Here is a 14,018-nt window from a genome sequence, read left to right on the forward strand (position 1 = left end):
CCCGCCAATACACCGTATTCCCCGTTCTTATTGGCGGTTGTGGCTGCTTTATTTTGTTTATTAATTATGGCGCAATGGCAATTGGTTGATTATGAAAAACAATTTAAATTTGATGCCAATTTATTCGGTAGTCTTTCCTTAGTCGTTTCATATGTCGTTTACACTTACTTATTATTAAAAGTATTTAATTTGGCAAGTCGTGCTGTTCAGACAATGACTTGTATTTTTGCAGGGCACATTATAATACATCTGCTTGCCTTTCCTTTAATACTAATGGCGCTACTATTGGTTAGCGGGTCGATTTCACAAGGATTGGCAACGATAATGACCATAATCTATTTACTGTTGACCCTCATTCTAACAGCGTGGCAATTCATGTTATCGGCCTATGTGTACAAAGAGGCACTGCAAGTTAATTATTTACCGGCCATATTGGCCAGTATTGGACTGCTTGCAGCCAATATTCTGGTGGTTTCTTTCTGGCGTTGAATGGTGGTTCAAAAATCAATTGGACGGCATTTACTTTGCACAGCTATAATCAATAACCTTTAACAAGATCCGTGATTACTTTCCGATCATGACTGTACAACATATTCATATCTTAGGTGTAAGCGGCACCTTTATGAGCGCGCTTGCATTATTGGCGCGGGAGGCAGGGTTCTGGGTTACTGGCAGCGATGCCAATTGTTATCCTCCAGTCAGTGATTTGCTGGCCGCACAAGGGATAGAATGGACTGAAGGCTATGAAGACAGCAGCCAGGCTTTAAAAGCGGATCTTGTTATTGTTGGAAACGCCATTAAGCGCGGTATGCCTGTGCTTGAAAACGTACTTAATGCAGGCATTCAGTACACTTCTGGACCCCAATGGTTGGCTGAGCATATTCTCTCACGCTACCGGGTAATGGCTGTTTCTGGAACCCATGGAAAAACAACCACCACCTCCATGTTGGCCCACATCCTGTATTATGCGGGAATGAACCCTGGATTTTTAATAGGGGGGATTGCGCCTAATTTTAATACCAGTGCTTGTCTTGGCACGGGTAAATGGTTTGTTATTGAAGCGGATGAATATGACAGCGCCTTTTTTGATAAACGCCCAAAATTCATGCATTATCGTCCTGACATCGCCATTTTGAATAATTTGGAATTTGATCATGCCGATATCTACGATGATCTAAAATCGATTCAACAGCAGTTTCACTATTTTTTAAGAACCATACCTGGCAAAGGGTTGGTACTCAAACCTCGGGAGGATACAGCTCTAAATGAAGTCATGGCTCTTGGCCAGTATAGCCGCCTAGAAGAGATGGCTTGTAACAGTGATGCAACGTGGCGAGCTGAGTTACTCGAGGATAGTGGCCAGTCGTTTCGTTTGTGGCATCAAGGAAAAGAGGTAGCAGAAATAAGCTGGTCATTGATTGGGCGCTTTAATGTTGAAAATGCATTGGCGGCGTTTGCCGCCAGTATTCATGCAGGTGTGGAGCCAAGCATTGCAGCGAGGGCTTTAGAAAGTTTCATACCAGTAAAAAGACGTTTGGAGGTGAAATCAAATCGTCATGGAATTACAGTGTATGATGATTTTGCCCATCATCCAACTGCAATCAAAAAAACCATCGCTGCTCTCAAGCAAAGCGGCCGACATCGGCGAATTTTAGTGGTTTTGGAATTTGCCTCTTATACCATGCGGACAGGTGTGCATGCCCAGGAAATGGCAGAGGCTTTGACAAATATTGATGCCGCTTATGTATTGAATCCAATGGATTTTTGCTTATCTGACGTGGCTAAAGATTGGCATTGTCCTTATTTTGTATTGTCTAGTGTAGACACGATTGTTGAGACCGTTGTTAAAGACGTGCAGGAAGGGGATGCTTTGTTGGTGATGAGCAATCGCGGCTTTGGCAATATTCATCAGCATCTTGTGTCACGAATTGATGAAAAATTTGTACATTGAAGCATGTTAATTGCGAAGCAGAAATCCTGGCTGCAAGCAGCCAGGCTGCCATTGAGTGAATTGTAGCCTGGTTAACGCGCCAGCGGTAACCGGGTTTTGTCGGAAATTACTCCTGGATATTGCTTCGCTTATCCAGGCTACTGGTTATGATTCAAAGTGTAGCTGTTCATTTTTCCACGACACGTTAATGGTATCTCCGGGTTTAAAAAGACCGGTCAGTAAGTCTTGCGCTAAAGGATTTTCCAGTTTTTGTTGAATGACTCGTTTTAATGGCCTGGCGCCATAGACTGGATCAAACCCGGCTTCTGCCAGATGACTGAGCGCTTGAGGTTCAACGTGCAAAGAAATGTCTTGCTGTTGCAAGCGCTCTTGCAAATAGCGAATTTGAATGATTGCAATATTGGCAATCTGCTCTTTGGTTAAAGCATGGAAGACGATACTGTCATCGATTCGATTGATAAATTCAGGCCGGAAATGCTGGCCCACTAAATCCATAACGGCTGATTTTATTTGTTCATAGGTAAGTTTGCTGCCCATATCTTGAATCAAATGTGAGCCTATGTTGGAGGTCATGACAATGACTGTATTGCGAAAATCCACGGTTCGTCCTTGGCCGTCGGTTAAACGACCATCATCCAAGACTTGCAAGAGAATATTAAATACATCGCTGTGTGCTTTCTCAATTTCATCGAGTAAAATCACTGAATAAGGACGTCGTCGAACAGCTTCAGTTAAATAACCGCCTTCTTCATAGCCAACATACCCTGGAGGAGCGCCAATTAATCGGGCTACGGAATGTTTTTCCATAAATTCGGACATATCAATGCGGACCATGGCTTCGACGGTATCAAAAAGGAAAGCAGCCAAAGCTTTACAGAGTTCTGTCTTACCGACGCCAGTCGGACCTAAAAAGAGAAACGAACCAATGGGGCGATTAGGATCAGAGAGCCCAGCTCTTGAACGGCGAATTGCATTGGATACGGTATCAACGGCTTCTTCTTGGCCAATCACCCGCTGATGAAGGGCTTCTTCCATATGTAAAAGCTTCTCTTTTTCACCTTCAAGCATTTTGGCAACTGGAATGCCAGTCCATTTTGATACCACTTCAGCGATTTCTTCTTCTGTTACCTTATTACGTACCAGCTTGGTTTCTTGAGGCTCTTTACTGCCGACTTGTGCCAATTGCTTTTCAAGCTCAGGGATTCGCCCGTATTGCAATTCAGACATACGTGCCAGATCGCCGGCGCGCTTAGCCGTGTCCATTTCAATTTTTGCTTGCTCAAGTGCTTCTTTAATATGCGTTGCGCCTTGCATGACGGCTTTCTCGGCTTTCCATACGTCTTCCAGATCGGCATATTGCTTTTCAAGATCCGTAATCGTATGCTCCAAGTCGTCCAAGCGTTTTTTTGACGCTTCGTCGCTTTCTTTTTTTAATGCTTCACGTTCAATTTTTAATTGAATCAGTCGACGGTCAAGCTTATCTAGACTTTCTGGCTTGGAGTCAATTTCCATACGAATTTGGCTGCCGGCTTCGTCTATCAAATCAATGGCTTTGTCTGGCAGTTGCCTGTCAGTAATATAGCGATGGGATAAGGTGGCTGCCGCAACGATGGCAGGGTCGGTAATCTCTACGCCGTGATGCACTTCGTAACGTTCTTTTAAACCTCTTAAAATAGCAATGGTGTCTTCTACGGATGGTTCATTAACCAATATTTTTTGAAAACGACGCTCAAGAGCTGCATCTTTTTCCACATATTGGCGATATTCATCCAGTGTTGTTGCACCGATGCAATGCAATTCACCGCGAGCGAGCGCGGGTTTTAGCATATTGCCTGCATCCATGGCACCTTCTGCTTTGCCTGCACCTACCATCGTATGTAATTCATCAATGAATAAGATGATTTGTCCTTCTTGTTTAGCCAGGTCGTTTAATACACCTTTCAAGCGCTCTTCAAATTCGCCGCGGAATTTTGCACCGGCAATTAATGCCCCCATATCTAAGGACAAAAGGCGCTTGTCTTTTAATCCTTCCGGAACTTCACCGTTAATGATGCGTTGGGCGAGTCCTTCAACAATCGCGGTTTTACCGACACCTGGCTCTCCAATAAGCACCGGATTATTTTTAGTACGACGTTGTAAAACCTGAATGGTACGGCGGATTTCATCGTCACGACCAATGACGGGATCCAATTTGCCTTGCTCGGCACGTTCAGTTAAATCAATGGTGTATTTTTCCAGTGCTTGTCGTTGTTCTTCGGCATTTGGATCAGTGACTTTCTCACCACCACGAATTTCATCGATGGCTTTTTCAACGGCTTTTTGTTCAGCACCGGCTTGTTTCAGCAATTTTGCCAGCGAGCCACCTTCTTCAAGAGCTGCCAGAATAAATAATTCGCTGGAAATGTAATTATCTTTACGTTGCTGCGATAATTTATCGGTTAGATTGAGTAGTCGTCCCAAGGCATTGGAAATATGAATTTCACCTCCGGTTCCAGACACTTTGGGAAGACGCTCAAGCGCTTGGTCGATGAGTGTTCTGAGTTGTGAAATATTGATGCCGGCTTTAGAAAGCAAAGGTCTACAACTTCCTCCTTCCTGATCCAATAAAGCTTTCATCAGATGTTCTGGCTCAATGAAGCTGTTATCTCGGCCTAATGCCAACGATTGTGCATCGGCTAAGGCCAATTGAAACTTTGATGTCAGTTTGTCCATTCTCATAAGATGGCCCTTAATATTAAAGAATGATTTTAATTACTTCCTATCTACCGTAAAATGGGGGCTTCCTTGGTAAAATCAAGTCGCAGGTATGGATAATCATTCTTCTATAGATAATTCAGATTCGCAGGCGTTATTAAATAAAATTGTGTTTGAATACATGCGTGAGCAAAAGCGCAAGCGTTTTTGGCGATGGATCATACGGGTTTTCTTTCTAGTGCTTATTATATGGGGTATTTATCAGATAATCTCATTGCGTGGCGAAGAAATAACTGCACGGACAAAACCACATGTTGGTTTAATCGATTTGAAAGGAACTATTTTTGAAAATCAATCCGCCAATAGTGACAATTTAATTAAAAGCATGGAAAAAGCTTATGAAAATAAGGGGATGAAAGCACTCATTATTCGTATCGATAGCCCTGGTGGTAGCCCTGTGCAGGCAGATTATATGTTTAATACCATTCGCTATTACCATCAAAAATACCCTGATATTAAAACCTATGCCGTTTGTGTTGATGTTTGCGCTTCTGCTGCCTATTATATCGCGGCGGCAGCGGATGAAATATACGCTAATCCTTCAAGTTTAGTTGGTTCTATTGGCGTGCTATACAATGGATTTGGTTTTGTTGATACTCTGCAAAAACTCGGAGCCACAAGGCGCTTATACACTTCAGGTCAAAATAAGGGATTCATGGACCAATTTTCTCCAGAGCAGCCAGAGCAGGTCAAGAAGTTGCAAGTGATGCTTGATTTGATTCATCGGCAGTTTATTGACAAAGTGAAGGAAGGACGAGGCAATCGTTTGAAAATCAATGATGAACTCTTTTCAGGCCTATATTGGACGGGCATTCAGGCAAAAGAATACGGTTTAATCGATGGATTTGCCAGCAGTGGCCAATTAGTACGCGAAATCATCGGTCTTGATAAGGTAGTTGATTATACTCATAAGGATACGGTATTTGAGCAAGTGGCAAAAAACATTGGTACGGCAATGATTAACGAGCTACCACAAGCGCTGGGAATAAAACCGGGATTGCAATAGTTTTTCTTTCCATCATGATGGTTGGATTGCTATCCAGCCATTCTGAATGGCTGTCGACATTGTCTTCATCGAGATGGGGTTGGGCTCAAACGTTCTTCCAAGCATTCATCGACATCGCCTTTGATTCGCTGCAATCCTTCTTTCATGCTTTGTGTTTTTCTAATGGGGTCGGGATCAGGCATTAACAGCATTTCCAGTTTTTTTTCTGTTGAACTGAGTTGCATCTCTTTTAGTTCAAGGTTTACACCAGCTTCGGAAATGGCTACTTCATAGATGCATTTACCTGATAATATCGGAGCTTTTCCAGGTCTTTGTACGTATTCAGGATTGTCAGGATCTCTTCTTGAAAGATTGCCTTGGTAAACAAAGAGTTCTTTCATTGCAAAGCCTTCGTCGGTGGGGATTAAATCAATACGTCTTTCCATGCCTCTTTTTACATTATCAAGCATCATGCCGTCATAGGTTAATGATGTTTGCAGTTCTCTTTCCAGGATAGTAGGCAGACCACCTTGATGAAGGATTTGTGCTAATTGATCATAGATTTCATCTTTATCATTGAACGTAGCAGGAATTAGAGGATCTAATAGCGTTTTGAATTGGGCCTGTACCATCGGGTCATGAGGTGCTCCAAATACTTTATCAAGATCGATACCAGCTTCTTCAGCGTGGGCCTGCAAAGATTGACCATTGATGTATAAATAATGTTTTATGCGTGGCCAGTCGATCATTAATTGAGAGATGGTGGCGTTCCTTGAAAAATTAGGATGTTCAAGTGCACGTTCAATAGCCGACTTTTCCGGTTTATAATTAGACATATATGGCAAAAAATAATTATATAATCTAATTTTAGACCATTTTTTAATAATGACGGGGGAAGTGATACTCTAATAGGTATTCCACAAGAGTGACGGCCAAATTCGTTTGGCTGAGCTATTTAGGTATTATTGTAATTGCTGCCAGGATTGGCGGCCAAAACGGCTGCTGCCAGGATTTTCAGTGACTTTTTGAATGTCGCCACTGGTGCCTGGAAGGTATTTGTATTCAATATTGCCGGCATTAAGAACAGCGGGGGTGTTAATTAAGCCAACATTGGGCTGAACACCACTGGCAGGAACGCTAACGTCTTGTCCTCCTTCGCTATGCACCACAGCGTCACCATCATTAAATAAGTTATCGTTATTCAGATCAAATACATGATAATTCAATCGTGCGCCGGTGAAGGCATTTAATTCCATCAACCAGCTTTCCCCACCAAAATCACAAGGATCATCGGTGGGAATAATGGTTGAGAAAATAATTTTTTTATTAAGGAAAATCATATTAGATATAATACGCTCGCCACGGGCCACACCGCCAACAATGAGATCCAGATACCATCCGCGATCGTTGTTTGCAAGTAAATTTTCACTGACCACACGAACGTTGCCTTCTTCCGAAAGAATGGTTTGTTGCCGTAATTCGGCACGGCCGCTAATGCTTGTGGTATGAGTGTCACGCAACGTATAAATGGTTTGAATGCTGGTATCTGTTTTATCTGAAGTTTCTAGATATTTTCCGGTTCCAATATGAATTTGTAATCCCGATGCATTGACATCCAAGCGAGAGATGGTTGGCTTGATGGTGATGGGTTGGCGATTACCATTGCTATCCATGGCGACGAAAAAGGGCAGTGGTGTATTGCCAGATTTGAAACTGAAGTCCCATTGGCTAGCGTTTGCAGCGGAAATATTGATTTTCCAGACATTGCCAAACAAGTCGCCTGCGTATACAAAATCAGCGATGCTGTTGCCATCAAGATCAACAACGACAGGCGATGACATGCCGTTTGGTCGCCCAAGACCTAAGGGATCAGCACTCATGCCTACTTTTGTGTCAAGTTTTTTAATGATTGTCCCATCGTTGATGTTAACAATATAAAGCACCGCATTCCCCGTGGTGCTTGCATTGCCATCGGTATAGGTGTTGTTATAACCGTTGCCAAAAATGGCAGCCCATTGACCTGTCGCCAGACGAACGATGACCGGTTGACTGTAGGTAAATCCTAAATCCGCATCATTGGTATCCGTAAATTCCCATTTGACGATACTAGCCGCATTATTTTCATTAAATTGCCCAGGATCAGTGACATCTAACGCATAGACACCTTGCCCACCACCATTTAAGCCTGCAACCAGCATGGTTCGCCATTGATTATTGGAAAAAACATCAATGACGGTTGGTGAACCGTCTGCATAATAATGATGTGTGTAGTTAGGCGACGTTAATTGTGGCAGATTTTGATAAACAGGTGAGGGTACATAGGCAAATAGCTCGTCGCCCGTGTCGGCATCGAATGCATGAAGCATGCCGTCATTGGCACCTACATACAGTACCGCTTTGCGATTAAGATTGCTTTGGCGGAAGCTGCTGTAGGAAACATTATTTTCAGGAGCATTCCCTGACCATACAACGGGATATTGTTGTTCAGGCATGCTGATTGCAACGGGGTTTGAATTGATGATATCACCTAGTAACGTAGAACGGTCACGAAATAGGCCGCCATTTTGTTCTTCTTGCCCTTGATCACCGCGTAGATAATTTAGACGTAAACTGCCGTCGGAATCATTAAGAGCGGTGGTTGGATTGGTATTCAAGGCATTGACTTGTACCAGATCAAGTTCGCTGTTGGTCGGAGAAGCAGGATTGCTTGGCCAGCGAAAAGGAATACCAAGATTGGCAGAAGGTTTATAAGTTAAAATTTGCCTGCCCGTATTATAATTTTGTAGATCAAGTTTTTGCGCTGCATCCCATACGGAACCCGATGGACCACCGCCTGTAGTTAAGATGTCGCCCGTGGTTTCGTCGATGGCAAATGCCAGTAATTGTCCACTCCAATCTTCCGTGCGAAATATGGCTTGATAAATCCTTGTGCCAGTACTTAAAAAACCACTGCTTAAGGCGGCGGAGGAGAAAGAACCTGTGCGTTCAATAATCGATGCAAATGCTTTCGCCAATTGCGCTTGGAGATTATTAGCATTGGTAACTAAGAAATAGTTATCTGGGTCACCTGTGCCACTGTTATCAAATTCTTCTGTTTGATCCGGTGTATTATTGTTATTAGCATCATTGAATCCACCCCATTTCGCTGCATACCATAAAGGGGATTTGAGGAGGGTGGCATTAGGCTGATTGCTTGGTGTAAATGTACGGGTGGTTACTATCGGCAGAGCCGCATTATCTTGCCATCCTTGTCCAGGTAATTGGCCTGGAGGTGTATCTAAAAAATAATCCACATCGTTATTGGCGCTTGTATCACTGTCGCGTACTTCAAGATAGACGCCGTCTGCGGTGGTGCCTGAAATGACATACCCCATGTGTTGCGTGATTGAACCCGCACTATAAATTGTTTCCAGATTAACAGTCAGCGTATTATTAGGATTGACGGTGACGGTGTATTTGACAATTGCATCCATATCAAAATCTGCGCCTTGCTGAACGTCTTCAAAATTAACGCGAAACACTGCACTCGTATCCGTTAAGGATTCAATGTAGAAGTCAACAATATTGTTGGTGGGTTGGTATTGGCCTTCTGTTGGGTTAATGCCGAAACCATTGACCGATTTGCCAAAAGGTATGAGAGAAATCGGATGGCCACCTACATTAAATGTAATTTCTGGTGAAGGAGAAGACAGCCCAACCATGAAGGATTTTATATTCTGTTTTCCTTGTGCATTGTTTACATCATTTATCCATCCGTAATAAGCCACGCTGGCGGCATAATAACTGCCTTGAGAGTTGGCATCATGCGGAGCCAGACCACGAATGTTGCCGAAACTGGTAACGGTTTTTGGTGTTGGTGCGCCGTCGCTTACCCCCGCTGATTGGCCAATAAAGGCGAGTAAACTCAAGAAACCTTCTCCCGTGAAGATTTGTTGCCCAAGCGTTGCGGCTTCCAGGGCAGGCGATAAATCACCCGAAACACTGTTGAAATAGCTTCCTGGCACGTAGTCACTGTCATAGGAGGGATAAATATCACTAATGACTAGCATGTTCGCTTTAGCGCAGCGAGGGTATTGGCTGTAAGGATCTTGCCAGGCCGGTTTGGGCAAATTAAGGCTTGCGTCTGTTCCTCCCGAATAGTCAAAAGCTGAGGTGGGAGTAGATTTGCCGGCAAAATAACGCACGGCTTCATACATCATTTCAGCAATAGGGTTTCCCCACATTTGGCATTCGCCATTATTGATGTTACGGGTGGTTATCCACCCGCAACTGTATGAGTAATCCGTTTGGAAGCCTGTCACGGTGAGCCGGTTCAATGTGGCAATGATGCCGCTTACGTTGGTGAATTGACCAGTATTTAAGTTAATTTCATCCGTAATGGAGGATATATTTTTGCGGACTACTCCACCAGAAAGATTATTATTATAGGTACCCGTTAAAAGACCAAATTGCATGGAGTCATTTTCACCAAACTCCTGTAATAAGCCAATGGGTTTATGGTGTCCTGAAGCATAAGCACGGCAATTTTCTTCTACCCCTACCGCTTGGTCGCAGACTTTTACTCGCACGACATAGTCGGTAATTCCTGCAATAAATGGCCCACTGCCGCCATTTAAAGCTCGACTTCCCGCAACGGGGCGCTCTATACTGACCCATTCCCAAATACGGTAAGGTTGATTTAATGCAACCCTTAGCAAGGGCAACCCGGACCCATTGCGAAGTGTTGTATTGGCAAATAAATGATAGGCGTTACTGGAAGGCTGACTGTAAGGTGTGTAGTGACTGATGTCATAGCCATCAATTGCAGTACTGCGATATTCTTTTCCCCAGCTATGGCCATCCTGAGGGACATAAGTACGTTGCAGTATGGTTTGATCGGTCGTGTCAATGGAACGATAGCCACCATACAGCACTTTGCGTAAGGCATCCAGGCGCGCTGTGGTAAGATAGTTAAGAAAATTGCCACTCCAATTTCCGGAGCATTGCTTATTAGCAGTAACGGAGACAGGATAAAAATATTGTTCCCCGCCGCTGTATGCATAACATTTATAGCTGTCAAAATAACCGAAGTAATCAACACTGGGTTTAAAACGGATATCAATTATTCCATCCCCATCAATATCCGTAGAGTCATTATAGGCTTCAAAATAGAGTTTATGATCACGACTAACCACCAACATGGTCAATGGAGCAACTTGATCCGTAAGAAAAAGAGGGGTCTGCGACAAATTTAAAGGCGCAGCAAAGGCGCTTCCCGAATATAAGCTGTACAAAATTAAACTAAAGAAGAGCTTATGTATCATAGGGAAGATATGGTTCATCAGAATCTCCTTCCTATGGTTGTTTGTAAGATACTGACGGCAGTATCTGATGATCCTGTACCTCTTGCCGTAATTTGATAATAAAAAGTGCCCGTACTTTTTTTAGAAGAATCACCCAGCTCGGGGGAGTCTGGGACAAATTGTAGGAACTCAACAATGTAGCGAGGTGGGCTTGCTATGTTATTTAGTTGTGAAGGATAGGCGGCGGAATTAGCTTCCCACCATGCGCTTGATTGCGCTGAAAAATTTATATTTTGATAGGTTTCTTGCGCACAAGGAAATGGAGAACAAGTTGCAAGTACCGGAGGCTCTTGACTTAAGGAAAGTACCCAGGCTTCGCCTGCGGCAAGCGCTGATTCAGCTGCATTAAATGATAATTCTTTGTCCTGAAGATTGCTCGCCATTTTTTCCTGAAATTGGGTCACTTGCATGGTACTGATGCCGAGTAAAGATACGACAAATAAAAGGAGCAATGTCACGGCTAAGGTCGCGCCTGAATGTTTTTTCATGATGGTAACCCTCTGTTACGGATGGTCACAAAACTTTGCCATTCACGGCGTAATTTACGGTCAGTTGGCGTATAAGATGCGCCATTAAATTGATACGATTGTGGGCGGCTTGCGACATTTTCAATCGTAGAAAATAGTAGGTTAATCTTAAGGCTAATGACATTATTCCAATTATTACTGCTATTGACTTCAGTCGCTGATTGATAATGATCAGCGGTCTTATCATCATTGGTGTCAACCCCATAAAGAATGCGCATTTGTTCCACGCCTTCGACAATTTCTACCTCATTGCCATTAATATCTTGTCTTATCAAAGCGTAAATGGGTTGGCCGCTGGCGTTGGTGCGGCCAGTATTTTTTATATAGAATGCATAATAAACATAACGCATGACGTGTGCACCTGCTATATAAGGTGCGCTTAGATCATTGCTGGTGTTCTCATTGACCGTATGAGTAATGGCTGTGGCATTCGTGTTACCGCCTGCAATAAAAATATCGCCAACAAGACAATTACTGATCATAACGACTTCACCGGCCTGAATTCCTAATCGATCGTAGACTAAAATCGGATTATTGGTTTGATTCATATCGTCTCTTAGCTGAACATTCGTGTTGGACGCCATTCTTATTTCCAGAACATCCGTGTCAGGAAGTACTTTGCCTGTCAAGTTACTTGGAAGTGTTGGGCTAAACGATCCACTTAAACCATCAAAACCGAGCAATGGCTTATCATAAAGCAATGTAACGGAAGGCGTTTTGACACGATTGGTAATCTGAGCAAATTCTTCACTGGCACACCCTTGATAACCTGCCATTCGAATTTCGCGAGTTAAAAAATAATTAGCATAGCGTGCATTTTCCTGTAGGCGTGCCAATCCTGTTTGAATCTGGTAGTTGGCTTTATTTGACAGATAAATCGATCCTGTAGTGGCAACTAACAGTGCGCCTAAGGTAATGGCAATCATGAATTCAATGATGGAGAAGCCGTTGCTATGCTTTTTGAAATTCATAACTGAGCCTCCACTGCAAGACAGGTCAAGTCGACTTGAGCGTTACCGCTGCAATTTAATCCAGTGGCACCAGTGCGATTATTATCCCAATAGAGGGTGATGGTATAACGATTGCCATTACCGACCACGGTTCCTTGACCAGAAGGCAGTAAAAGAGCATTTTTACTGTTCCACTGATAGGCATCAAGTTGAGCGATTTGACTTGAACTGCAGGTTGTACAACCAGGATTATCTGGAATGCCTGATAAATTATTGTAAAGCCCTGTTTTAACACCGCTGTAGTTGGCACGCATACGATCGAGCATATTGTTTGCTTGGCTTATGGCAATGGATCGCATCTGTGCAGAATGGTTATAGCGGATCATATTGAGCTGGATTGCTGCAACGCCCAACAATCCAATGGCCAATACTATCACGCTAATCAGCACTTCAATTAAACTGAACCCGTTTTGGTGTTTGGCTGATATTCTTGTGTCCATTGGTAAATATTTCCATGGTTACACTATAATAATAGTTTAAATTTTGATCTTTTTGGTTTAATTTATGGTTATTTTCGACGTAGGCTGCAAATAAGCGCTTAACGGTTCCTCCCTTTGTACTATAAAGGGAGGTTAGGAGGGATTTTTTCAAACTTTTTAGACTTTAATCACAGGCGCAAGCGTTTGTAGAAGTGATTTGAATACTTTCGGGGTGCCTGCAATAACGTCACCTTGTTTCAAATAATTTTCTCCACCTTGCGGGTCACCGACCAATCCACCTGCTTCTTTAACCAGTAAAGCGCCCGCGGCTATATCCCAAGGGCGCAAACCAAATTCCCAGAATCCATCCAGTCTGCCGCTGGCAACATAAGCCAAATCCAAAGCAGCGGAACCTGTACGGCGTAACCCTGCACATTGCCCATATAACGCTTCAAACGTTGGCAAATAGCGTCTTGCTATTTCTTTATTGCGAAACGTAAATCCTGTGCCTAATAAAGCAGAATTAAGCTGGGATTGTTTTGAAACACGAATGCGCCGATCATTTAAGCGAGCACCGCTGCCACGGCTTGCTGTGAAACATTCATGGCGTAGAGGATCATAAACCACGCCGTGTTCAATGCGCTCTTTGATTCGCACGGCAATTGAAACGGCATAAAATGGAAAACCATGCAGATAATTATTGGTTCCATCGAGCGGATCAATAATCCATACTGTTTCAGCATCATCTTGATAAACACCGCTTTCTTCCGCAATAATGCCGTGTTCCGGGTAAGCTTTATGAATGGTTTGCATGATGGTTTGTTCTGATTTTATGTCAACTTCAGAAAAATATTCTTCATGACTTTTTGTTGTAATTTTGATACGGTCAAGTTGCTCAATATGACGAATAATGATTTCACCGGCTTGGCGGGCAGCGCCGATGGCTATATTTAAAAGAGGATGCATAAGTTTACTCTTGGTTAACAAAAGCAAAAATTGTAGCATATTTTGGCCTGCTGGCTCATCTTGG

At 43.2% G+C, this 14,018-nt stretch carries 10 protein-coding genes; 3 read left to right on the forward strand and 7 right to left on the reverse strand.

The features are described 5' to 3' along the window. Positions 1-489 (forward strand): hypothetical protein (locus tag E1O52_RS01335; protein ID WP_165474670.1); only part of this gene is annotated, 489 nt, incomplete at its 5' end. An 88-nt stretch (positions 490-577) separates the two neighbouring features. Next, positions 578-1,951 carry a UDP-N-acetylmuramate:L-alanyl-gamma-D-glutamyl-meso-diaminopimelate ligase gene (gene mpl, locus E1O52_RS01340; protein WP_133126910.1) on the forward strand — a complete coding sequence of 458 codons (1,374 nt, stop codon included), beginning with the start codon at positions 578-580 and terminating at the stop codon, positions 1,949-1,951. A 144-nt stretch (positions 1,952-2,095) separates the two neighbouring features. Here mpl and clpB read toward each other — a convergent pair whose 3' ends face one another. Further along, on the reverse strand, positions 2,096-4,669 hold the full coding sequence (gene clpB / locus E1O52_RS01345) for an ATP-dependent chaperone ClpB (protein ID WP_133126911.1): 2,574 nt from the start codon (positions 4,667-4,669) through the stop codon (positions 2,096-2,098). A gap of 88 nt (positions 4,670-4,757) precedes the next feature. Between clpB and E1O52_RS01350 the strand changes: the two genes are divergently transcribed. Next, positions 4,758-5,711: a S49 family peptidase gene (locus E1O52_RS01350; protein WP_133126912.1), complete on the forward strand. Its 954-nt coding sequence runs from the start codon at positions 4,758-4,760 to the stop codon at positions 5,709-5,711. A 65-nt stretch (positions 5,712-5,776) separates the two neighbouring features. Here the strand turns inward: E1O52_RS01350 and E1O52_RS01355 are convergent, their stop codons facing one another. The 6 genes from E1O52_RS01355 to E1O52_RS01380 form a co-directional block, all read right to left on the reverse strand. After that, positions 5,777-6,526: a hypothetical protein gene (locus tag E1O52_RS01355; protein ID WP_133126913.1), complete on the reverse strand. Its 750-nt coding sequence runs from the start codon at positions 6,524-6,526 to the stop codon at positions 5,777-5,779. A gap of 126 nt (positions 6,527-6,652) precedes the next feature. Further along, a complete protein-coding gene (locus E1O52_RS01360; RefSeq protein WP_133126914.1) occupies positions 6,653-11,011 on the reverse strand; it encodes a pilus assembly protein in 4,359 nt (1,452 codons plus the stop codon). After that, entirely contained in the window at positions 11,011-11,520 is a 510-nt protein-coding gene (locus E1O52_RS01365) for a pilus assembly PilX family protein (protein WP_133126915.1), read from the reverse strand. Before E1O52_RS01365 ends, E1O52_RS01360 begins: the two co-directional genes overlap by 1 nt. Further along, positions 11,517-12,530, reverse strand: a complete 1,014-nt coding sequence (locus E1O52_RS01370; RefSeq protein WP_133126916.1) for a PilW family protein — start codon at positions 12,528-12,530, stop codon at positions 11,517-11,519. The genes E1O52_RS01365 and E1O52_RS01370 overlap by 4 nt, the downstream gene beginning before the upstream one ends. Further along, entirely contained in the window at positions 12,527-13,009 is a 483-nt protein-coding gene (gene pilV / locus E1O52_RS01375; protein ID WP_133126917.1) for a type IV pilus modification protein PilV, read from the reverse strand. The genes E1O52_RS01370 and pilV overlap by 4 nt, the downstream gene beginning before the upstream one ends. 156 nt (positions 13,010-13,165) lie before the next feature. After that, entirely contained in the window at positions 13,166-13,954 is a 789-nt protein-coding gene (locus tag E1O52_RS01380) for an inositol monophosphatase family protein (protein ID WP_133126918.1), read from the reverse strand. Positions 13,955-14,018 lie beyond the last annotated feature (64 nt).

The sequence above is a fragment of the Legionella nagasakiensis genome, assembly GCF_900639915.1.
Taxonomy (GTDB): Bacteria; Pseudomonadota; Gammaproteobacteria; order Legionellales; family Legionellaceae; genus Legionella_A; species Legionella_A nagasakiensis.